Source organism: Micromonospora sp. NPDC047467, assembly GCF_040643095.1.
GTDB lineage: Bacteria > Actinomycetota > Actinomycetes > Mycobacteriales > Micromonosporaceae > Micromonospora.
In genome coordinates this window covers 342,496-363,829 of sequence record NZ_JBEYTO010000001.1, presented here as the reverse complement: position 1 = coordinate 363,829, position 21,334 = coordinate 342,496, and the positions used below count along the sequence as shown (strand labels likewise).

The window sequence follows — 21,334 nt, the reverse complement described above, 5'->3', positions numbered from 1 at the left end:
AAGCCTCGATGGCGCTGTGATTGACTAGCGCGTATGGTACTGCGTCCGCCCGCCTCTGATCGATTGATCCGGTGACCACCGGGCCGACTGCTGCCACCCGACCGCGCAACCGCAGGCAGGTCATCGTCGAAGCGGCCGGCCAGGTGTTCAGCGAGCGCGGCTACCACGCGGCGTCCATGGAGGAGATCGCCGCCGTGGTCGGCATCAGCGGCCCGGCGCTGTACCGGCACTTCCCCAACAAGTACGCGCTGTTCGCCGAGTGCGCCAATGTCATCGTGAACAAGCTCGTCGAGGTCATCGACGAGTGCCCGCCCGAGGCCGCCCTGAAGGACGTACTCGTCGCCCTCACCCGGGTGACGGTCTCCCGCCGCGCGTCGGGCGGCCTCTACCGGTGGGAGGCCCGCTACCTCGAACGCGCGGACCGCCGGCTGCTTCGGACGAAGTTCGCCCACGTCGTCGAGCGGGTGACCGAGTTGGTGCGGTGCGAATATCCGTTGCCCGGCGAGCACCTGCGGGCGGTGGCGGCCCTCGGTGTGATCGGGTCCGTCACCATGCATCACACCTCGATCGCCCAACGCCGGATCGAGGATCTGTTGCTGGCATCCGCCCTGGGCGTGGTCGCGACCGATCCGGCGGCGGCGACGGGCAGCGCGAGCCTGGTCGAACTGCCCGCCCAGCCCGTGCCGCGCACTCGACGTGCCGAGATCCTGGCGGCGGCCATCCCGCTGTTCGCGCAGGACGGGTTCGCCAACGTCACGAACGCGCAGATCGCACAGGCCGTGGGGTTGGCCCCGTCCGCGATCTACCGCCACTACCCCGGCAAGGTCGACATCCTGGTGGCCGCCTGTCTGCAGGCGGCGGGCCTGCTGGCCCAGGCGGTGGAGCGGAGCCTTCAGCGGGCGACCGATCCACGTCAGGCCGTGGTCGCTCTGGCGGCGGCGTACGTGGCCTACTGCTTCGAGCACAACGCGCTCAACAGCGTCGCCGACGCCGAGGTCGCCGGTCTTCCGGCCGACCTGCGGCGCCCCTTGATCCTCGCGCAGCGTGAGCACATCGCCGTCTGGGAGCAGCAGTTGCGGTTGGTCCGCCCGGAGTTGGACCCCCGACAGGCCCGGATGCTGGTCCATGCGGGCTTCGGCGTGGTGGTCGAGGCCGGGCGCGCCCTGCGCTGGCAGGATGCGCCCGGCCATCGGGACACGGTCACCGCACTGGTCACCGGTGCCCTGATCCGGTAGGTCGGGACGCCTACTCAGCTGCCGGGCCGGTTCATCGTCGGGATGGTGATGGGCGTGTGGGACGACGAGGTGCCGTTGTTGAGGAAGAGCATCGCCAGGCCGCGCACGAAGTGGTCGAACATCGAGAAGGTGCCCGGCATGACCGGCGACAACCCTTCACGGAACATGATGTACGTCGGCCAGCCGGCCTCGATCACGCCCCGCGAGATGAGGTCGCGCGGCAACCTCAGCCAGTTGCCGATCCGGTCGCTGAGCACGTAGCGCGCGAACTCGCGTTGGAATCCCTTGGTGATGCCCAGGTCGACCGAGGACGTCAGGTTGAGCAGAGTGTCGGCCAGGTCGATGCCCTCCCGCGTCGGCGCCAGGATCGGCGTCAGCGCGTACTGCGACTGCTCGTGGGCGGCAGCCCAGGTGGCGGGGATGAACTCGTCCCGTACGCCGAGCAGGTGCAGCGCGACCTGCCACATGTGCAGGTAGGCCTCCTCTTCGGCGGCCGACACCTTGAGGCCGTAGCGACGCCACTCCACCAGCTTGCTGTGCACGTAGGTGCCCAGGCTGTGGAAGGTGATCAGGATGTCGCCGTTGCTGATCGGGATCGGGTGGTCCGTGACCCCCCGCCACGCTGCCGACTGCGGCAGCAGGTGCCGCACCGCGGCGTGCGTCAGCCGGGTCTTGGTGGAGGTGGTGATGAATTTGCCCGTCGCCTTGAAGGCGTCAGGCGTGTTCAGGTCGTAGCCGTACGTGAAGGTCTTGGCCGCGCGCGACTTCATGTCGGCGCCGCCCTCGGACCAGTAGACGTTGCGGGCCTCCCGCGGGATCACCGTGCTCATGATGCCGCTCCCCAGCCCGTAGAGCAGGAACAGGTACATGCTCATGCGCTTGTTGAACTGGGCGGCACGGTCCAGCTTGGCCTGGTCGGCCCAGGACGGCAGCTTGTTGACCTGCCTGATGTAGGTGGCGAGCGCGGGGGGCAGGCCGCTCGGCACCGGGTCGCCGTTCCTGATGAACGTCTTGAAAGCGTTGTTGACGGCCGGGATCTGGCCGTTGTCGAGGAGGGAGGCGACGAGCGGGTCGGTGTCGTCGTCCCAGACGTCCCACGGGTCGGTGACCGTGTTGGTCCCGGCGATCGAGTTGGCGGACGACCACGCCCATGCCTTCGGCACGTCGGCCACGGTCACCAGACCCAGCGCGGCACCGAGGGTCAGGACACTTCGCCTGCTGAGATTTTCCATTAGCCACCACTTCCCGGGCCAGCCGGACATCGCCCTGAACGCCAGCTTGTTGGGGCACTGCAAGCGCGTTTCAAGTCGTCCAGGCGTGTGATTTTCTATTAACATAGAGGAGCTTGACTCCGCCTGCAAGGGGCAGGTACGACATGGGCGCCGCCGCCATCTCGGCGACGGCGGCGCGGGTCAGTCGAAGGTGAGGACGGGCTTGATCGCGGAGCCGTCGCGCATGCCGTCCACGGCGTCACCGATGTTCTCGAAGGGGAAGGTGGCGATGAGCCGGTCCAGCGGGAAGAGGCCGCGCTGGTGGAGATCCACCAGTTCGGGGATGAAGCGCGCCGGGTTCGCGTCGCCCTCGAGCACGCCGTGGACGCGGATCCCCTTGGCGAGCAGGCTCATGACGTTGAAGGCGACTGTGGTGCCGACGCCGACGAGGGCGAGGTCGCCCCGGGGGCGCAGGATGGCGACGGCCCGCTGGAGCATCTCCGGCCGGCTGGTGGTGTCCACGATGTGGTGTGCGCCGCCGCCGGTGAGGTCCTGCACGGTGGCGACGAGGCCGGCCGCCGTCGGGTCCAGGGCTGCCTTGGCGCCGAGCTCGGTGGCCAGGGCTCGTCGCGAGGCGACCGGCTCGATGACGATGACCGGGTCGCAGCCGCGGACGATCGCGGCCATGAGCGCGGTGAGTCCGACCCCGCCGGCGCCGATGACGACCAGGGAGCTTCCCGGCTCGGGGCGCAGGCGGTTGAGCACCGTACCCGCCCCCGTCTGCGCACCACAGCCCAGCGGCGCGGCGACGACGGCCGGCAGGTCGGCGGGGACCCGGATGGCGTTGCGCTCGTGGGCGAGCGCGAACGTGGCGAAGCTGGACTGGCCGAAGAAACCCCCGTGTACGGGAGCGCCGTCGCGGGACAGCGGGGTCGTGCCGTCGCCCCGACCGCCGGAGGTGTTCAGGGCCTCCTGGCGGCGGCAGTAGGCCGGGTGGTCAGCCACGCACTGCTCACACGCGCCGCAACTGCCGAAGGTCAGGCAGACGCGGTCGCCCGGCGCGAGAGTGGTCACCTCCGCGCCGACGGCCTCGACCACGCCGGCCCCCTCGTGGCCGAAGACCATGGGAGTCAGCCGCCGGGGCCAGATCGCCTGCATGCTGAGGTCGGTGTGGCACAGGCCGGCAGCGGCGATTTTGACCAGCACCTCGTGCGGTCGTGGGGCCTCCAGATCCACGGCCTGGACGACGAACGGTCCACCCGGGGTGTCGGTGACGGCAGCTCGGATTCGCATGGCGAACTCCTTCGCGCGGTTTGGCCTCAGGCCACGCGCTCGAGGACGAAGTAGAAGAAGGGACCGTCGGCGGGGACATACTTGCCGTTCATGATCCCCATGAGCGTGGTCTCGTCGGCTCGCTTGAAGTGGTCGAAGACCGGCTGCCCGTCGTAGACCATCGTCGCGGTCGACTCGCCGCGGAACTCGACTGTCCACAGGCTGGCCTCGCCCTTGCCGAGCACGGTGTTGGAGTACAGCTCGCCATCGTCGTTCCGGCAGATCAGCGGCTTGACGTCGGTGCGGGTGACGAAGGTCTTGCCATACCACCGCACCTTGTCCAGCTGCCCGTTGAGGGGGTGCCCCGTGTCGAACGCGCTGCCCTTCCACTCACCGAGGATCCCTTCGGGACGGACCGTGTCCAATTCGGCCCAGATCTCGTCGAGCTCGGCGGCGGAGACCGGGCCACCTGATCGGCGCAGCTCGGAGAAGCGGGCTCGGGCCAGGCTCGCGTTCATGGTGGCTTCCTCTCGCCGTACGCCGGGGCGGGTCTTGTCGCTGACGTGCTGATCGAGCGGTCGTAACGTGTGGACGGCCCGGGCGATCGCCTCCGTGGCCAACTCTAGTGAGGGTCGTCGGGACCTGGCCGGTGCACGACACCCGGCCTTGACAACGCGCCGCGCCGTCGCCGAACCTGCTGGGGAGGTGATCGCGATGGCTGATGGCGGTCGGCACCGCTGGTTGCGTCGTATCGAGGCACTCGATCCGGTCCGCGACCACCACGAGATATACCGGATCTCGATCGGGTACGAGTTTCCCTTCGACTACCAGCGGGCCCTGGAGCTCGCGCTCCTGCGGACGTACTGCGTGCCGAGCATCTCCGCGCTGCTCGACGCGACCGGCGAGTTCCGGCTGCGGGCGCAGCAGCGGTACGACGACACCGCGTTGCTGATGGCCGAGATGGCGGAGCACGGCTACGACTCGCCGCGCGGCAAACAGGCGCTGAGGGTCATCAACCGGGCGCACCAGCGGTACGCGATCTCCAACGACGACATGCGCTATGTGTTGTCCACCTTCGTGTACGAGCCGATCGACTGGCTGGACCGGTTCGGTTGGCGTCGGCCCCACGAGCACGAGCGGCTGGCCGCGTTCCACTACTACCGGGCGGTAGGTGCGCGAATGGGCATCCGCGACGTGCCGGACGACTTCGACGCGTTCTGGGACTTCAAGCGCGAGTACGAGCGCACCACCTTCCGCTACGCCCCGACCAACCAGCGGATCGGCGCCTACACCCTGGACCTGTTCGGCTCGTGGTACCCGACGCCCCTGCGCCGTGCGGCGCGGCTCGGCGTGCTCGCGTTGCTGCCCGCCGAGCTACGCGACGCGTTCGCGTTCCCGGCCGCACCACGTTGGCTGTCCGTGACGGTCACGGGCGGCTTGCGGACCCGGGCCGCGGTGGTGCGGCTGCTGCCGCCGCGGACCACAAGCAAGTTGACCCAGGCGCCGCGCAACCGCACCTACCCCGGCTACCCGCACGGGTACGAGCCAGCCGATCTGGGCTCCCCGCCCCCGCCACCCGACCTCGACCCGACGTGGCTGGCCCGCCCGGAACCGCCGCCGGCCGCCGGGCCGGAGCCGTCGGGTGATCGCTGACCCTTCGACTCCGGCGCGTACGGGTTGTGGAGGCGGCCGGGGGCGGCGGCCACTATCCGGTGACGGACTCGACAGCCGGATCCGTGGCCCGGTAGAGGGCGTCGATGCTCTCGCCGTACCGGTCGACGATGACGCGGCGCCGTAGCTTCAGGGTCGGAGTCAGCTCCCCCGACGCCGGCGTCCAGCTCGACGGCAACACCTCGAAGGTCTTGACCTGCTCGGGTCGGGCGAGCCGGGCGTTGGCGGCGTCGACGGCGGCCTGGATCTCGGCGAGCAGCAGCGGGTCCGAGGCCAGGCCGGGCAGCTGCGCGTCGCTGATGCCACGCGACCGCGCCCACTGGGGCGCGACCTCGTCATCCAGCACGATCAACGCCGTGACGTACGGCCGCCGGTCACCGATCGCGACCGCCTGACCGATCAGCGGATGCGCCCGAAGCAGCCCCTCGATGTACGCCGGCGAGATGTTCTTGCCGCTTGAGGTGATGATGAGTTCCTTCTTGCGGTCGGTGATGGTGAGGTAGCCGTCGCCGTCGATCGTGCCGACGTCGCCGGTGGCCAGCCAGCCGTCCGCGTCGACGATCGACTCGACGCTGCCGTCGCCGCGCAGGTATCCGGAGCAGACCAGCGGCCCGCGTACGAGCACCTCGCCGTCGTCGGCCAGGCGCACCTGCATGCCGAGGTGGGGCCGGCCGACCGTACCGGTGCGGAAGCCCGTCGGCAGGTTGATGGTGGCGGTGCCGGTGGTCTCGGTCATGCCCCACACCTCCAGCACGTCGACGCCGAGCCCGGCCAGGAACCGCAGGACGTCGACCGGGATCGGGGCGGCGCCGCTGCCGGCCCAGACCATGTTCTGCAGGCCCAGTGTGGACTGCAACGGTCGCAGAACGGTGGCTTCGGCCTGCGCCAGCCGGGCAGCCAACTCGTCGGGCACCGGCTGGCCCGCCGCGCGCAGCTCGTACGCCTGCAGGGCGACGGCGCTCGCGGCGCTGAAGGCGGCCTGCACCGCCGGCTCCGCGGTGCCCAGATGGGCCTGGACGCCGGCGGCCATCTTCTCCCAGATGCGCGGAACGCCGAAGAACGAGGGCGGACCGACCGTGCGCAGGGCCTTGATGAGCTGGGTGGGGTCGGGGCAGATGGTCACGTGACCGGCGCGGTAGATGGGGTTGTAGATTCCCAGGAACCGCTCCGCGATGTGGGCCAGCGGCAGGTAGGCCGCCGACGGCGCGTGGTTGGGGACGGACACGTTGGCTTCCAGGGCCACGGCCTGATAGATCACGTTGTGGTGGCTGAGCACGACGCCCTTCGGGTCACCGGTCGTCCCCGACGTGTAGAGCAACGTCACCGGCTGCTCGGGTCGGATCGCGCGCCAGCGCCGCTCGAAGGCAGCCGGGTCGGCCTGGTGCGCGGCCTGGCCGACGGAGCGTACGTGTGACAGCAGCACGGTGTCCGGGGTCGTGTCGCCGGCTTCGTCGACCAGCACGACCCGGCGTAGGTTGGGCAGGTCAGGTAGGACCGAACGCCAGCGGTCGAGCTCGGCGGCACCTTCCAGCACGAGCACCTGGGCCCTGCTGTGTAGCGCCAGGTGTCGCATCTGATCGGTGCTCAGCGTCGGATAGATCGTGGAGGGCACCGCGCCCAGGTGGACCGCGGCGAGGTCGACCAGCCAGTGCTCCGGCCGACTCGACATCATGATCAGCATGTGACCGCCCGGCTCCAGGCCGATTTCGGCCAGGCCACCGGACATCTCGGCGACCTCATCGCGCAACTCGGCCCACGTACGGGTGTCGTCGCGGTCAAGCGTTGTCAGCGCCGGCAGGTCGGCGAACTCGGTGGCGTTGCGGTGCATGAGGGCGGGGACGGTGAGGTCTGCGGCCGTCTTGGCGCATTGGTCGGCAAGGGTGTCGGCAGGATCCATGAGGTACTCCTTCAACCGTAACCGGGCCTGGTGGTGGTGTGAGTTGAGGTCGGCGCACCCCTCGTCGTGGTGCCGTCGAGGGCGCCGCGGCCCGTCCCAGCACTGTAAACGACGGTTAACTTTCTGGGAAGGAGCGATCGGTGGTATGTGCTCAGCTCAGGGAGCGGACGTCGCCAATGGACGAACGCCGGCTAACCAGTCGAGTCACGGGATCGCTGGTCGTCACTGGGCGGTCCACCCGCCATCGACGTGCAGGACGCTGCCTGTCACATAGCTGGCGGCGTCCGAGGCCAGGAACGCGACAGCGCCGACAACCTCACGCGGCTGGCCGAACCGACCCATGGGGATGCGCTCGCGCAACCGCTTCGACCACTGCTCGTGGCTGCGCAGTCCCTCCGTCATCGGCGTCTCCAGGTAGCCGGGCGCCACGGCGTTCACGCGGACACCGGCGGACGCCCACTCCAGCGCCAACGTCCGGGTGAGCTGCTCGACTCCGCCCTTGCTGGCGCTGTAGGCGGCGAGTCGCGGAAGGCCGACCTGACCGTGCACCGAGGACATGTTGATGATGCTGCCCGCGCCCTGTTCGATCATGATCGTGCCGGCGGCGCGGGCGCAGATGAACACCCCGGACAGGTTGGTGTCGATCACCTGCTGCCAGTCCGCGACGCGCAGCTGCTCGCTGCGGTGCAGCGCCGGACTGATGCCGGCGTTGTTCACCAGTATGTCGAGGCGGCCCCACCGCTGCCGGGCCAGCGTCACGACGGCATCGGCGATGGACTCGTCGGTGACGTCGCCGGCGACGATGTCCGCCGTGCCACCGTTGGCGACGATCTTGTCCCGCACCGCCAGCAGAGCGTCCCTCCGTCGCGACTGGAGGATCACGGACGCGCCGGCCTCGGCCAGTCCTTCGGCGATTGCCGCCCCGACACCCTGGCCGGCGCCCGTCACCCAGGCGACCTTGCCCTGAAGTTGTCCCTCGACAGTGGTCATGCTCGGATCCCTCCCTGTGGGTCTCTCGTCACGAACTCAACGCTGCCCTGCCCGCCGCGTCGGGCGGCCTCGTACCGCCGGACAGCGCGTCGGGCCACCGCCCAGCGATGCACCTCGGACGGGCCGTCGTAGATGCGGAACGGCCGCACCTCGGCGAGGAACCGCGCCAGCGGTAGGTCATGGGAGACACCCTGCCCGCCGCACAACTGCACCGAGCGATCGACGATGCGCCCGACCGCCTCGGACACGAACGTCTTGGCGATCGACGTCTCGTTGTTCGCACGCCCAAGCCTGTCCAATGTCGCGGCGGTCGTCCGGATCAGTGACCGGGACGCCGCGATGTCGATCTCGTTGTCGGCGATGAGGTGCTGCGCCAGACCGAGATCGGCCAGCCGGTGACCGAACAGCTCACGCTCGACGACATAGCCGAGCATGATCTCGTGGGCGCGGCGGGCGACACCGAGCCAGCGCATGCAGTGCGTCAGGCGGGCGGGCCCGAGCCGGACCTGGGCGTTGGCGAAGCCGCGGTCGACCTCGCCCAGCACGGCGGACGACGGCACCCGGCAGCGTTCGAACACCATCTCGCAGTGCCCGCCGGTGAAGCCGGCATCGATGGTCGGGATGTGCCGACCGACCGACATACCGGGAGTGCCGGCGTCGACGAGGAACATCGTCGCGGCGTCGGGGCCGGTGCGTGCCATCACGATGAAGAAGGCGGCGCCGTCGGCACCGGTGATGAACCACTTCCCGCCATCGATCAACCAGTCGTCGCCGTCGCGCACGGCCGTCGTGGTGAGCGCCGCGGGGTCCGATCCGGCACCGGGGGCGGGCTCGGTCATCGCGAACGCCGACCGTACCTCGCCGCTGGCCAGTGGTCGGAGATACCGCTCGCGTTGCGCAGGCGTGGCGACGTGTTCGAGGAGGGTCATGTTGCCCTCGTCGGGCGCCGCGCAGTTCATGACGAGCGGGCCGAGCAGGCTCCGGCCGGATTCTTCGAGTACGTCGGCCTGTTCGCGCATCGACAGCCCCAGACCGCCGTACCCCCTGGGTGCCGAAGGGGCGAAGACGCCGGCGGCGCGAGCGGCCGCGCGAAGTCCTGTGCGGACCTCGGGGTTGGTCTCGATCTCCCGCTCGACGGGGATCACCTGATCGTCGATGAAGCTCCGCACCCGATCCGTCAGGTCCTGCACGCCGTCACCAGGCGCCTCAACACTCGCCTCAGACATCGAGAACCATCACATTCATTCTTGTGATCACTGACACAGTGTGCTCTCATCTGATACACGGACGCAACATTCGTTTCATCGTATCAGTGGGGGATCGAGGAGGAGAGAAGCATGGATCCACTCAGCAGACGCAACATGTTGAAGGCCGGTGGGGCGTTGGGCGCGCTCGGCGCGTTGGGTGTCGCCGCGCCGGCGCAGGCCCAGTCGCTGTGGACCTGGTCCCCCTCGGGCTCCGTGGCGGGCGCCGGAGCGGGCGTCGACCCGCGGTGGGTGTGGGATGAGGAGGCCGACCCACTGGTCGCCGCACTGCTCGACCGTGGCGACGTGCCCATGGTCAACCAACTGCTACGGGGCTGGACCAAGAACGGTCAGCCACTGCCAGCCGGGCTGCCGGCGGATGTGCACCAGTTCATCGAGCGCGCCCGCGTGCTGCCGTCATGGGTCGACCAGGGCAAGCTGGCCACGGCCGTGCAGTTCAACGAGAAGCGAGGGCTCTACCTCGGCGTGCTCTATGGCCTGGCCAGCGGCATGATGAGCACCGTCATTCCGAAGGAGGCCCGCGCCGTCTACTACTCCAAGGGCGGCGCGGACATGAAGGACCGCATCTCCAAGACCGCCAAACTCGGGTACGACATCGGGACGGCCAACGCCTACCAGCCCGACGGATCGATGATCGTGACGGCCGTCAAGACCCGGCTGGCGCACGCCGGCGTGCGGCACCTCCTGCCGCAGTCGCGGGAGTGGACCGATGTGGCCCCCGAGGACATCCCGATCAGTCAGCGGGACCTGATGGTCACCTGGCACAGCCTGCCGACCACTGTCATGCGGAAGCTGAACGCCTGGCACGTCCCGATCCCCGCCCGCGAGTCGGCGGCCTTCCTCCACCTGTGGCAGGTGGCCGCCCACATGCTGGGCATCAAGGACGAGTACATCCCCTCGTCGTGGAGTGCGGCCAACGCGCAGGCCGACCAGATCCTCGACCCGGTGCTGGCACCGACGCCCGAGGGCATCGCGCTGGCGGACATCCTGCTCGACCTCGGCAAGGAGATCGACGCCGGCCTCCTGAGCAAGCCCATCCTCGGCTCGTTCACGCGGTTCCTGCTCGGCAACCAGATCGCCAACTGGCTCCAGATTCCCCGGGACCTGCTCTGGGACTCGCTGCTGCGGTCGTTCTGGGGGCCGTTCATCGCCGTCCGGGAGGCCCTGCTCCCCCTCCCCCTCGCGCCGGAGTGCTACTGGCTCTTCGACGAGTTCCTGCGCAAACTGGCCCTGCTCTTCCTGTCCGAGGGTCGGTCGATCAACATCGAGATCCCGGTCGGCAACCGCGACTTCTGATCGGGAGCGTCGCCGCTGAGGGCGCGGGTCGAGCCCGCGAACTGGCTCTTCCCGACGCACTCAACGGCGTGCCGGCACCGGTGGTCCGGTAAGGAGTCAAGGCATGACTGAGCTGGACAGGCGCGACGTCCTCCTGGCGGGCGGACCGCGGCGGGCTCTCGGTGCACCGGGGAGGTTGTCCGGCGGCGGGCCGGTCTCCGGCAGCGGCAGTGCCGTGGTGGAGCCGGCCGCCCGGCGACGGCTTCTCGGGTACGTGCTGGCCGCCCCGATCCTCGTGACCGCGGCCGAACTGGCGGCGACGTCCACGACAACCGCCCCAATACCGTCGTCAGACGTGACGCGGTTGCTCGGCCTCAACGACATCATGACCGCGGCCGCGCTGCCGGCAGCAGGGCTGATCTCCGTCGAGGTCAGCCAGGACGGGACCGTGTCGTTCGCGTTGCCCCGCACCTGGGTCGGCCAGAGCCTCACCACCTCGACCGTCATGCTGGTCGCCGAGGAACTGTCCGTGCCACCAAGGCGAGTCCACGTCACACTGGCCGACGTCGGGCCGGACGTGGCGTTCAACCAGGTGACCGGCGAAACGAACACGATCATCTCGACCTGCACCCCCATCCGGGTCGCCGCGGCCGTAGCCCGTCGGCGACTGCTGAAGGCAGCGTCGGCCACTCTCGGCTCGCCCGTCGCCGACCTGTGGCTGAACGACGGCGTCATCACCGACGGCTCCGGCCGGAGCCTCGACATCGGCGCCCTCGCCGCGAGGGCCGCCAGCACGAGCACGGTCGCCATGGCGGTGGACCTCACGTCGCGGGAGAGCTCCACCGTCATCGACCGGCGCAATGCGCCCGACGCGGTAGCCAGTCCGCTGCGTTCGTTCGGGACCGCACGTCGGGGCCGAGACGTCCCGGGCCAACCGCCGCCACCCGGGCAGACACATGAGAACGGGGTCGAAGGGCGGCTGGGCACCGACCTTCGACCCCGAACCTACGAGCAGCGTCCTGCAGTGGAGTACGGGTGACCGCGCTGCGGCCACCCGTTCCGACGAACTCGGTGCCCCATCGCCGCGGTCAACGAGTGACAGGCTCCGACGCGGGTCCTAGAGGGTGAAGACGAGTGTGGAGATGCTGCGTGCGCCGACGTTGATGGTGGCCTGACCTCCGTTGACGCTGGTGGGTTGGCTGGCCGCGTTGGCGTTCTGTGAGGTGAGGTAGTGCTCGGCCCGGGTGACGTTCTGCGGGGCCTGGACCACCGTGTTGTTGACCGCGCTGTTGGAGCGGTTGAGGATGACCAGGGTGATCTTCCCGTCGCCCTGGTAGGCGGTCACCTCCAGCGGTGAGGCTTTGGAGCCCTTCGTGAGGGCGACGCGTTGGTAGCCGGGGCGAACGTACTTGGCGTACTGGGAGAAGGCGTACCCACGCTTGAGGGGAGCGCCCGCGACGGTGCCGTACGCGGACTCGCCGTCACCGATGAAGGAGTAGTAACGCTTGCCGTACCACCAGATGTAGGCGCTCCAGTTGGCCTCCATCGACTTGTGCACCGTACGCATGATGTCGTCCAGCGTCTCGTTCCAGACCGCCGAGTTGGCGGGGTTGCCCCAGATGTTGGAGCCGCCGCCGTCCGCCGCGTGCAGGTTCCACTCGGTCATCCACACCGGCTTGTTGTGCTGCTCGGCCAGGGAGTACGGCCGCAGCCGGCCGGAGTCCTCGGTGCCGTAGAGGTGCCCGCCGATGTAGCCGATGTTGTTGCGGGCGGTCGCGTCGTTCAGGGTCGGGTCGGTGTAGCCGTAGTTCAGGTTCACCGCCTCGGCGACCATCAGCCTGGTGTTCTGCACCCTCGCGCCCTGGTCACGGACGAAGGTACGCAGCTCGGTGCCGCTCCAGTCCATCGAGTCGTAATCGGGGTGCCAGTCCGGCTCGTTCTGCACCGATGTCACGTCGATGGTCACACCCTGACCACGCATGTACTGGACGTAGCTGTTCAGGTGGTTGGCGTAGTCGTCGTAGTAGTCGGTCCTCAGCTTGCCGCCGTTGACCCGACTGTTGTTGGTCTTCCACGCCGCAGGTGCCGTCCACGGCGAGGCGAGAATCTTCACCCCCGACCCGGACGCCTTCGCTGTCTTCAACGAGTTCACATGCGTCGCCCACTCGCTGGACACCGGCGAGAGACCGGTACGCACGATCGACAGGCCCAACTGGTTCGGGCCCATCCCGACCAGCGTCTGCGTCTCGGCCGTCGACCACGCGCTACCCCAGATCGACTGCGCGGCTCCGAACCCGTCGACAGTTTGGTACCTGGTCGCGCTGTTGACCGTGATGTCCGCCGGCCCGTTCGGCGGTGGGGTCGTCGGGGGCGGCGTCGTCGGCGGTGGCGTGGTCGGCGGTGGCGTGGTCGGGGGCGGCGTGGTCGGCGGTGGCGTGGTCGGTGTCGTGCCGCCGGTGCAGGCCACCCCGTTCAGCGCGAAGCTGGTCGGAGCCGGATTACTGCCGGTCCACGAACCGTTGAAACCGAACGAGGCGGTGCCGTTGGTCGCGATGCCCCCGTTGTAGCTGACGTTCCTCGCGGTGACCGCCGCACCGCTCTGGGTCACCGTCGCGTTCCACGCCTGCGTGACGGCCTGCCCTGCGCCGTAGGACCAGGTCAACGCCCAACTTGAGATCGGGTCACCAAGGTTCGTGATGGTGACGTTGGCCCCGAAGCCACCCTGCCACTGCGACGACACGCTGTAGTTCACCGAACAGCCGGCAGCCGCGGCCCCGGCCGGCACCGCCGCGGCAACCGCCGTCGAGGCCAACAGAACGGCACCGGCGGACATCAGGGCCGCGTTGGTCTTTCTCGATCTTCTCATCGACATTTCTCCTGGGTGTGTGGCCATCAGAATCGGAGGCGCGTACAGGTGAGGGACGGGTGTCGCTGGCTTCCTCAGGACGTGACGCGGAAGGTGGCTGCCTGACGCCCGTGCGAGGTCGGACGGTCGGTGCCGCCCACGAAGTCCTGGAAGGGCTCCGCGACGCGTACGGCTCTCCGGCAGCGATCGATTGCCGCCGGCAACCCACGCCGTGACCAGGTCAGCTGACGACATCGTCGTTAGCGCTAACATGTGCGGCTCGTCGCACCCGGCACCGACGTCGTCGACGTCTCGCTGGCGCCCGCAATCCCGGACGGCGCGCCATCTTTGCCCACATCGACTGTCGTGGATGGAAACGCCGCCCGTCAAGATGTGATGACGACGTTTCGCGAAAGTTTTGACCTGAAGCGCATGCCGGTCGGCATCCTTGACCACGCTCGCTCCGGCACCCTCGCGCGAGGACGAGCAGCCCGCCGGGCGCGAGACTCAGCCAATTGACCAGGTCGAATGCGAGTCCGCACCACACCGGGTCCGCCCGATCCGCTCGACATTCGCACCGCGAATCGGACGGCCGACGTCGGAACGCGCGTGCACGAAATGTTGTCGTGAACATTTCCAAAGGTCAGGAGCACGCGACCGCAGGTATGCCGGCTGGCCGAGCAGGCCACTGGCCGCCCGTAGAATTCCTCTCGTGATCGAGGAAGGTCAAGGACGCCACTCGCGCAAGCCCTGGCGCGGTGACCTGACCATCGCCACGATCGCCGAACTCGCCGGGGTCTCCCCGCCCACGGTCTCCAAGGTTCTCAACGGCCGAGGTGGCGTCGGCGAGCAGACCCGGCAACGGGTGGAGGCGCTGCTACGCGACCACGGCTACCGCCGACGACAAACCGGCGGCGCGACCCTCTGCATCGAGGTGGTCTTTCACCAGATGCTGCCCTCGATCGCCATGGAAATCCTGCGCGGTGTCCAGGAGGTCGCCGGCACGAGGGACTGCACGGTCGGCTTCACCGATGTTCGACAAGGCATACTGGCGGGCCGGCCCTGGGTGGAGCCCCTACTCCTGCGCCAGCCGACCGCCGTCATCACAGCGTTCTCCCTGGTCACCGCCGATCACGGTAGGCGATTGGCCGCCGCCGGCATACCGCTGGTCGCCATCGACCCGACCGGCGACCTGTCCCCCACGCCCGCCGTCGGGGCAAACAACTGGAGTGGGGCCCTCGCCGCCACTCGGCACCTTCTCGACCTCGGCCACCGACGGATCGGTGTGATCACCGGGCCGGTCGACGACCTGACCGCGCGGGCTCGCCTGGACGGCTTCCGCGCCGCGTTGGACTACGCCGAGGTCCCGTTGGACGAGGCCCTCGAACGGCGCGGTGTGTTCAGCTTCGACGACGGCCGTGAACTCGGCGCCCAGTTGCTCGCCCAAGCCGTCCCGCCGACCGCCGTCGTCTGCGGCAACGACCTCCAGGCACTGGGCGTCTACGCCGCGGCGCGGGCGTCACGCCTGCGGATTCCGGAGGACCTCAGCGTCGTCGGCTTCGATGACATCGACCAGGCCGCATGGCTGACACCGCCGCTGACCACGGTACGACAGCCGTTCGGTGAAATCGGCGCCACCGCCGCTCGACTCGCACTGGCCCTGGCCGACGGCGGTCGCATGGACCAGGAACGATACGAACTCGGCACGACCCTCGTCGTGCGCGGCAGCACCGCACCGCCCGCTACCCGATGATCCTGGTCGCCGCTGTCCTGGTTCGACGACCTGGCCGATCCGGGCATACTCACGCTGAGCCGCCGCGTCACGGTACGCGCCTCGGAGACGCTTTGCGACACCGGCGACGGCTACCCGGCGAGGGTCACGCTCACCACCGCCGAGGGCGAATTCCGCATCGACGTGCCGTACGCCCGGGGGCACACCGCTCGCCCGCTGACCGAGGCGGACCTCCGCGCCAAACTCCACGCCACCGCCGGGCGGTCGGCGCCCGCCCTGCTCACCGCCGTGCTCGACGCCCCGTCCGCCGGCCTGCCCCAGTTCTGAGGGCGGTACGGCGTAATTCCTGGTCAGGTCGACGTGGCACGGAAACCCGTGGCCTCCCTGATCGCCGGGCGGCGTGGGTCGAACAGGCCGACGGGGTGTCGGGTCGCGCCCTCCGTCGCGAGGTCGGCGAGGATCTCGCCGACGACCGGGACGAACTTGAAGCCGTGGCCGGAGAACCCGCAGGCCACGGTGACCTGCGGATGCTCCGGGTGGGTCGCGATGACGAAGTGCTGGTCCGGAGTGTTCGTGTACATGCACGTGGCACCCCGGACGAACCGGCCCGCGAGCGTGGGCAGGATCGTCGCCAGACGCTCGGACATCTCCCGGACCTCCGTCGGGCGCACCCGCCGGTCGATGGTGTCCGGCGTACAGGCCTCGCCGTGGCGGAAGAACGCCACCTTGACGCCGCCCTGCGGGCCGTCGATGGACGGGAAGCCGTAGACCTGGCTGCCGGCGGCGTCCTCGTGGATGTAGATCGGATGCCGTCCCGGCTGGAACGGGCCCGCCCCGGCCCCAGGCTGGAACCAGTACATGACCTGCCGCTCGATGGTGAACGGCACGCCGAGGTCGGCGAGCAGCTCCGGTGCCCACGCGCCGGGACAGACGACGAGGCGTGCCGCCCGGTAGGACGCCTGGTCGGTGGTGACCAGGACGTCACCGTCGGGCAGCACCTGCCAGCCGCGTACCGGCTCGTCGTAGTGCAGGTCGGCGCCGTGCCGGGCGGCGAGGTCGAGGTGCGCGGAGACGGTCGCCTCGGGGCGTACGAAACCCGCCCTGGCCTCGTAGAGCGCGACCTCGTCGTCGGCCGGGGTGAAGGTCGGGAAGCGGCGGCGCAGCTCGCCCGCGTCGAGCGTCTCGTGGGGCAGGTCCCACTCCCGGGCGGCGCGCAGGCTCCCGGCCACCGTCGCGCTGTCCGGCCGGCCCACGAACACCCCGCCGGTGAGCGAGATGATGTCCCGCCCGGTGTCGCGTTCCAACCGCTCCCACAGCTCGTACGCCCGCAGCAGCAACGGCACGTAGGCCGGGTCCTCGAAGTAGGCCTGCCGGGTGATGCGCGAGCCACCGTGGCTCGACCCTCGGTCGTGGGCCGGCCCGAACCGCTCCAGACCGAGCACCCGCTGGCCGCGCGCCGCGAGGTGGTAGGCGGCGCTGCTGCCCATCCCGCCGAGTCCGACCACGATGACGTCGTGTTCCGCCATGTCCGGGCCTCCTGCCTGCGCTGATCCGCGGACGGAAACTACCGCGCCGGCCCCTGGACGGTCGGCGCGGGGGTGGTGAGCAGTCGGATCTCGACCGGGCACCGGGGTCGCCGGTCAGCGAACCAGCGCCGCCGCACGATCCCACTCCGGCACCCCGCCGGGGAGCGTCCAGGCCCATGGCTCAGTGGCCACGGAACGCCTCCTCCAGCCACCACGAGCCGCGCGCCCCGCAGACCTTGGCGTCGACCACCAGAGGACGGGTACGGGGACCCGCGAGCCAACCGCGTACCGGCCCGAGATCGGCGACAGTCCGGACGGTCAACCCGTCGCAGCCGTAGCCACGGGCGATCGCGGCCAGGTCGGTGTCGGGGAAGGTGACCGTCTCCAACGGGTGCCCGTCCGGGCCGAAGTGGTGCACCTCGGCGCCGTACGCCGCGTCGTCGTAGATCACCACGAGGAGGGGCAGCGCCAGCCGGACGGCGGTGACCAGTTCGGTGGCGGACATGAGGAAGCCACCGTCGCCGACCGCGGCGACGGTGAGCCGGTCCGGCCGGGCGACCGCCGCGCCGAGCGCACTGGCCAGGCCGAGCCCGACCGACTGGAACGCCTGGGTGAAACAGAATCCGGCCACGTCCGGCACGTCGAGCCACATTGACGGGTAGCCCATGAAGTTGCCGGAGTCGACCACCACCGTCCGGGCGGGCGGCAGCAGGTCGTCCAGGGCCGCCGAGAGCGTCCTCGGGTCGATCGTCGCCGGGCTGCCGCCGCCCTCGTCCTGGTACGGGACCGTCCGCCACCGGCCGTGGTCACGAATCCGTCGTGCCAGCTCCGGCGTCCGCCAACCGCCGGCCCCGGCGTCCACAGACCCCGTGGAGACGACGCCCAGCCGACCGAGCACCGCCTCGGCGACCGCCGCCACCTCGCCGGCCACCATGAGGTCGACCGGGCGGTTCACCCCGAACGCGGCCGGGTCGTGGTCCACCTGGACGACGACGGCGGAGGGCGGGATCAGCTCGCCGTGCCGCGTGGTCCACATGGTCAGCGTGCTGCCCCACGCCACGACCAGGTCGGCCGCGCCGATCAGCTCGGCTGCGAGCGGGGTGGCGAAGCCGCCGGCCACGTCGATGTTCCACGGGTTGCCGGCGAACAGTCCCTTCGCCGCGGCCGAGACCGCGAGCAGCGCGCCGCACGCGTCGGCGAGCCGGGTCAGCGGTTCCCGGGCCGCGCGGGCGCCCCGACCCGCGATGAAGACCGGGCGACGTGCGGCCTGGAGCGCGGCCAGCAACGGCTCGACCTGCGGGGCGGTGGCCGGGGTCGGCGCGACCGCGGGGACCGGGCCGACCCACGGTTCGGTCACGGTGTTCTGCACCTCCAACGGGAGGCCCAGCACCACCGTCGCGCCCCGGGCGGCGGCCCGGTACGCCGCGCCCGCGTCCTCGGCCGCGTGCGTCGCGCGTACCCGGTGGAAGTCGGCCCCGACCGAGGCGGCGAGCGCCGGAAGGTCGATGAAGAAATTCGACCGGGGCGCGGTCACCTCCGGGGCCAGGACCAGCATCGGGGTACGGCTCTTCGCGGCCTCGGTGAGACCGGTCAGCGCGTTGGTGACGCCCGGACCCTGGTGCACCGAGAGCAGGCCCACCGTCCCGGCGGTACGGGCGTACCCGTCGGCCATGCTCGCCGCTCCGCCCTCGTGGGCCGCCGCCACGAACCGCGCGCCGGCCGCCACGAGCGCGTTCGTGACGTGGAAGTTGCCGCTGCCGACCACCCCGAAGACGAACCGCGCGCCGTGTCCGTAGAGGACCCGCCCGACCACCTCGGCTACCCGCATCGGTGGCCGGGCCCTACCGTTCGACAAGCGCGAGGACCCGGCACGGGCTGCCGGACCCGGAGACGATGGGCAACGGTCCGGCGATCACCACCGCGCCGGTCGCCGGCAACTGCGCCAGGTTACGGAGCTGGGTCAGGCCGTACTTCTCCTGGCCCAGCAGGAACGAGTGGCACGGGAACGGCGGGTCGAACGAATGCGCGGCACCCGCGTCGGTGCCGACCGTCTCCACCCCGACGCCCTGGATCGGCGACTCCTCGGCCAGCCAGCGGGCGCACTCGACGGAGATGCCCGGGGTACGGCCGCCGTTGGCGTACCGCTCCGGATCGTCGCCGTACGCGTCCCAGCCGGTGCGGTACAGCAGCCAGCCACCGGTGGGCAGGGCACCGTGTTCCGCCTCCCACGCCCTGATGTGCTCGACCTCAAGGAGGAAGTCGGGGTCGTCGGCGGCCTCGGCGGCGTGGTCGATCACCACCGCCGGGGCGATCAACTGGCTCACCGGGACCTGCGACACGTCCGCGCCCTGCTGACCGGTGACCCAGTGCACCGGGGCGTCGAAGTGGGTGCCGGTGTGCTCCCCGGTGGAGAAGTTGTTCCAGTACCAGGCCGGACCGCGGTCGTCGTACCGGCTGATCTCGCTGAGCCGGAACGGCCAGGTCTGGCCGAACTGCTCGGGCAGACCCAGGATCGGGGTCTGGTCCGAGAGCGGAGCGGTGAGGTCGACAACCTGGATCCGGCCGCTGGAAAGAGCGGCGACAAACTCCTGCAGCACCGTCATGCGGCGACGGTACACCGCGCTGCCGGCCCTGGAATTGACCAGTGTGGACAGACATCCTACCCGGCCGGGCCTTGCTCGACGACGTCGAAGACCAGGCCGCTCGAACCCTCGCCGCGACCCGGCCGCTTCCGGCGGCCGATCCAGGTGTACGTCGACCCGTCCGACCAGCGGGCCCTCTGGTGTACCCGGGTGACGTGCAGCCCCTCGCGCGGCACCTCCTCCGAGTGGATCGTCAGGTCGCGCCCTGGTTCGAGCAGTTCGCCCCGTGGCCGGGGGTCCACCGTCTGCCCCGCGTCACGCCGGGGGACACTGCCCCGGCGCAGCAGGTAGGCGCCCCGGGCCGGCTCCACCGGCAGCAACGGGAACCAGTGCTCCGGCACGCTGGTGGCCAGCCGGTAGTGGTCGGTCCCCACCTCGCCCGAGGCCGCCGTCGGGCCACCGGAACCCGCCGACGCGTCGGCACCGACCAACTCGGCCGTCTCGTGCCGGCGTACCCGGCGGCCGGTCGCCCCCGCCACCGTGGTCTCCACCGCCCAGGCGACGTTTGCCATCTCGTCCCGGAAGATCCGGACCTCCTCCACCGGCTCGGCCTCCAGGCTGTCGGCGATCGCCGGGGCGACCAGGAAGCGGTCCGAGTGCCCACCGGCCGCCGCCCCCGGGCCGGTGACGCTGTGCCGGAACAGGCTCCAGTCCTGGCCGTCGCCGGGCAGCGCACCGGCGGGGCGGACGAGGGTCCGGAAACCGAAGGTGTCGGTGACCACCAGCGACCCGATCCGCACCACGGAGGCCACCGGCAGGGTCAGCGGCAGCAGGTACCAGTCGTTGCTGTAGACCGTGGCGTACTCCACCAGCAGCAGCCGGGACAGGTCGGTCGGCTCCGCCTCGACCCGCCCGTAGTCCACCCGCGCGTCCTCGAACTCCCACCAGCGCGCCGCCGGCATGCCCGGATAGCCGGCCGGGGCCGGCAGCACGGTCCGGACGATCTCCTCGGCGGGCGCCTCGACCGGATCGGCCGCCGGCAGCGTGGCACCGGTGTCCACGCTGAACGAGTACCAGTCGAGCCGGCCACCGTCGTACTCGGCGGCGGAGAGCACCGTGTCGACACCACCTGACCGGGCCGCCACCTCGAACCGGTACTCCATCCTGGACGGGTCCCAGGCCGGCGGTGCCGTGTCCGTACCGTCCGGGGTGAGCCCGAGCGAGTCGAGCCAGGTCAGCCACGACCGGGCCCTGGACCGCAACGCACGCAGGTCCGCGAAGGCCACCGTCACCCGGGTCGGCGGCGTGCCGTTGAGGGCTAGGGCGCGCATCTCCGGCAGCAGTTGGGCACCGCTCGGCGTCCGCCGCCCCAGCACCGACAACCAGCGCCGGCTCTGCGGGTCCAGCGGGCCGTCACCGCCGTCGTCGAGGGTCAGCGGGTACGCCGCGGCGAAGCGGTCCCGGTAGCCGGCCAGTGCCGGATCCCCGCCGAGCAGCCGCAGGAAGTGCTGGCCGGCCCGGGCCGCGATCCGCAGGTCGCTGAGCCGGCCCGAGGAGCCGGCCTCGACCGCCGTCTCCAGCGGGCGGCCCCGGTCGTAGGGCCGCACGGTGCCGCCGTGCGGGCGGTAGTGGGTCACCGGCGCGACCTCCGCCCGCAGGCTGACCGACACCGGCGAACCGGCGTCCTCGCCGGTGAACTCGCCCAACTGCCACTGCCGGGACAGCATCCAGAGTGGGTCGTGAATCCGGGCCTGCAGGCCGGGGGCTAGGTCGTCGCTGCGAGCGCCCGGTTCGAGCCGGGTCCATGAGGTGACAGAGGACATCGTGGGTTCC

General features: G+C 70.4%; 17 protein-coding genes. 6 read left to right on the top strand and 11 right to left on the bottom strand.

Annotated features, from left to right (window positions below; all coding sequences use genetic code 11):
* Positions 1-71 precede the first annotated feature (71 nt).
* The gene (locus tag ABZ780_RS01465) at positions 72-1,235 is read left to right on the top strand and encodes a TetR/AcrR family transcriptional regulator (RefSeq protein ID WP_356999051.1); all 1,164 of its coding nucleotides are present in this window, start codon (positions 72-74) and stop codon (positions 1,233-1,235) included.
* A 14-nt stretch (positions 1,236-1,249) separates the two neighbouring features.
* Here ABZ780_RS01465 and ABZ780_RS01460 read toward each other — a convergent pair whose 3' ends face one another.
* The 3 genes from ABZ780_RS01460 to ABZ780_RS01450 form a co-directional block, all read right to left on the bottom strand.
* On the bottom strand, positions 1,250-2,467 hold the full coding sequence (locus ABZ780_RS01460; RefSeq protein ID WP_356999048.1) for an oxygenase MpaB family protein: 1,218 nt from the start codon (positions 2,465-2,467) through the stop codon (positions 1,250-1,252).
* Positions 2,468-2,647: 180 nt separating this feature from the next.
* Positions 2,648-3,739, bottom strand: coding sequence for an NAD(P)-dependent alcohol dehydrogenase (locus ABZ780_RS01455; RefSeq protein ID WP_356999046.1), 1,092 nt, complete (start codon positions 3,737-3,739; stop codon positions 2,648-2,650).
* 26 nt (positions 3,740-3,765) lie between these two features.
* Positions 3,766-4,236 (bottom strand): DUF4334 domain-containing protein, encoded by a 471-nt coding sequence (locus ABZ780_RS01450; RefSeq protein ID WP_357483006.1) that lies wholly within the window; start codon positions 4,234-4,236, stop codon positions 3,766-3,768.
* Between the two features lie 196 nt (positions 4,237-4,432).
* Between ABZ780_RS01450 and ABZ780_RS01445 the strand changes: the two genes are divergently transcribed.
* Positions 4,433-5,371: an oxygenase MpaB family protein gene (locus ABZ780_RS01445; RefSeq protein WP_357483003.1), complete on the top strand. Its 939-nt coding sequence runs from the start codon at positions 4,433-4,435 to the stop codon at positions 5,369-5,371.
* 52 nt (positions 5,372-5,423) lie between these two features.
* On the opposite strand, the gene ABZ780_RS01440 is transcribed toward ABZ780_RS01445, so the two are convergent.
* The 3 genes from ABZ780_RS01440 to ABZ780_RS01430 all read right to left on the bottom strand — a co-directional run bounded on the left by ABZ780_RS01440 (position 5,424) and on the right by ABZ780_RS01430 (position 9,466).
* Positions 5,424-7,286 carry an AMP-dependent synthetase/ligase gene (locus ABZ780_RS01440; protein WP_357483001.1) on the bottom strand — a complete coding sequence of 621 codons (1,863 nt, stop codon included), beginning with the start codon at positions 7,284-7,286 and terminating at the stop codon, positions 5,424-5,426.
* Between the two features lie 222 nt (positions 7,287-7,508).
* A complete protein-coding gene (locus ABZ780_RS01435; protein ID WP_357482999.1) occupies positions 7,509-8,276 on the bottom strand; it encodes a 3-oxoacyl-ACP reductase family protein in 768 nt (255 codons plus the stop codon).
* Positions 8,273-9,466 carry an acyl-CoA dehydrogenase family protein gene (locus ABZ780_RS01430; protein WP_357482996.1) on the bottom strand — a complete coding sequence of 398 codons (1,194 nt, stop codon included), beginning with the start codon at positions 9,464-9,466 and terminating at the stop codon, positions 8,273-8,275. The genes ABZ780_RS01435 and ABZ780_RS01430 overlap by 4 nt, the downstream gene beginning before the upstream one ends.
* A 147-nt stretch (positions 9,467-9,613) precedes the next feature.
* Between ABZ780_RS01430 and ABZ780_RS01425 the strand changes: the two genes are divergently transcribed.
* Both ABZ780_RS01425 and ABZ780_RS01420 read left to right on the top strand, forming a co-directional pair.
* Complete coding sequence (locus ABZ780_RS01425) at positions 9,614-10,837, top strand: oxygenase MpaB family protein (RefSeq protein ID WP_357482994.1); 1,224 nt, start codon at positions 9,614-9,616, stop codon at positions 10,835-10,837.
* 103 nt (positions 10,838-10,940) lie between these two features.
* Positions 10,941-11,855: a molybdopterin cofactor-binding domain-containing protein gene (locus tag ABZ780_RS01420; RefSeq protein ID WP_357482992.1), complete on the top strand. Its 915-nt coding sequence runs from the start codon at positions 10,941-10,943 to the stop codon at positions 11,853-11,855.
* A gap of 78 nt (positions 11,856-11,933) precedes the next feature.
* On the opposite strand, the gene ABZ780_RS01415 is transcribed toward ABZ780_RS01420, so the two are convergent.
* Positions 11,934-13,682, bottom strand: coding sequence for a cellulose binding domain-containing protein (locus ABZ780_RS01415; RefSeq protein WP_357482990.1), 1,749 nt, complete (start codon positions 13,680-13,682; stop codon positions 11,934-11,936).
* Positions 13,683-14,373: 691 nt separating this feature from the next.
* Between ABZ780_RS01415 and ABZ780_RS01410 the strand changes: the two genes are divergently transcribed.
* A complete protein-coding gene (locus ABZ780_RS01410) occupies positions 14,374-15,414 on the top strand; it encodes a LacI family DNA-binding transcriptional regulator (protein WP_357482986.1) in 1,041 nt (346 codons plus the stop codon).
* A 12-nt stretch (positions 15,415-15,426) separates the two neighbouring features.
* The gene (locus ABZ780_RS01405; RefSeq protein ID WP_357484057.1) at positions 15,427-15,720 is read left to right on the top strand and encodes a hypothetical protein; all 294 of its coding nucleotides are present in this window, start codon (positions 15,427-15,429) and stop codon (positions 15,718-15,720) included.
* A gap of 23 nt (positions 15,721-15,743) precedes the next feature.
* Here the strand turns inward: ABZ780_RS01405 and solA are convergent, their stop codons facing one another.
* The 4 genes from solA to ABZ780_RS01385 form a co-directional block, all read right to left on the bottom strand.
* Positions 15,744-16,919 (bottom strand): N-methyl-L-tryptophan oxidase, encoded by a 1,176-nt coding sequence (gene solA / locus ABZ780_RS01400; protein ID WP_357482984.1) that lies wholly within the window; start codon positions 16,917-16,919, stop codon positions 15,744-15,746.
* Positions 16,920-17,100: 181 nt separating this feature from the next.
* Positions 17,101-18,747 (bottom strand): thiamine pyrophosphate-binding protein, encoded by a 1,647-nt coding sequence (locus ABZ780_RS01395; protein WP_357482981.1) that lies wholly within the window; start codon positions 18,745-18,747, stop codon positions 17,101-17,103.
* A gap of 13 nt (positions 18,748-18,760) precedes the next feature.
* Positions 18,761-19,522, bottom strand: a complete 762-nt coding sequence (locus ABZ780_RS01390; protein ID WP_357482979.1) for a cyclase family protein — start codon at positions 19,520-19,522, stop codon at positions 18,761-18,763.
* A 56-nt stretch (positions 19,523-19,578) separates the two neighbouring features.
* Positions 19,579-21,324 carry a hypothetical protein gene (locus tag ABZ780_RS01385; RefSeq protein WP_357482976.1) on the bottom strand — a complete coding sequence of 582 codons (1,746 nt, stop codon included), beginning with the start codon at positions 21,322-21,324 and terminating at the stop codon, positions 19,579-19,581.
* Between the last annotated feature and the right edge of the window lie 10 nt (positions 21,325-21,334).

Excerpts from the sequence above, each read along its gene's own strand:
- ABZ780_RS01460 (WP_356999048.1), bottom strand. The coding sequence starts at position 2,467 with ATGGAAAATCTCAGCAGGCGAAGTGTCCTGACCCTCGGTGCCGCGCTG.
- ABZ780_RS01455 (WP_356999046.1), bottom strand. The coding sequence starts at position 3,739 with ATGCGAATCCGAGCTGCCGTCACCGACACCCCGGGTGGACCGTTCGTC.
- ABZ780_RS01450 (WP_357483006.1), bottom strand. The coding sequence starts at position 4,236 with ATGAACGCGAGCCTGGCCCGAGCCCGCTTCTCCGAGCTGCGCCGATCA.
- ABZ780_RS01445 (WP_357483003.1), top strand. The coding sequence starts at position 4,433 with ATGGCTGATGGCGGTCGGCACCGCTGGTTGCGTCGTATCGAGGCACTC.
- ABZ780_RS01440 (WP_357483001.1), bottom strand. The coding sequence starts at position 7,286 with ATGGATCCTGCCGACACCCTTGCCGACCAATGCGCCAAGACGGCCGCA.
- ABZ780_RS01435 (WP_357482999.1), bottom strand. The coding sequence starts at position 8,276 with ATGACCACTGTCGAGGGACAACTTCAGGGCAAGGTCGCCTGGGTGACG.
- ABZ780_RS01425 (WP_357482994.1), top strand. The coding sequence starts at position 9,614 with ATGGATCCACTCAGCAGACGCAACATGTTGAAGGCCGGTGGGGCGTTG.
- ABZ780_RS01420 (WP_357482992.1), top strand. The coding sequence starts at position 10,941 with ATGACTGAGCTGGACAGGCGCGACGTCCTCCTGGCGGGCGGACCGCGG.
- ABZ780_RS01415 (WP_357482990.1), bottom strand. The coding sequence starts at position 13,682 with ATGAGAAGATCGAGAAAGACCAACGCGGCCCTGATGTCCGCCGGTGCC.
- solA (WP_357482984.1), bottom strand. The coding sequence starts at position 16,919 with ATGGCGGAACACGACGTCATCGTGGTCGGACTCGGCGGGATGGGCAGC.
- ABZ780_RS01395 (WP_357482981.1), bottom strand. The coding sequence starts at position 18,747 with ATGCGGGTAGCCGAGGTGGTCGGGCGGGTCCTCTACGGACACGGCGCG.
- ABZ780_RS01390 (WP_357482979.1), bottom strand. The coding sequence starts at position 19,522 with ATGACGGTGCTGCAGGAGTTTGTCGCCGCTCTTTCCAGCGGCCGGATC.
- ABZ780_RS01385 (WP_357482976.1), bottom strand. The coding sequence starts at position 21,324 with ATGTCCTCTGTCACCTCATGGACCCGGCTCGAACCGGGCGCTCGCAGC.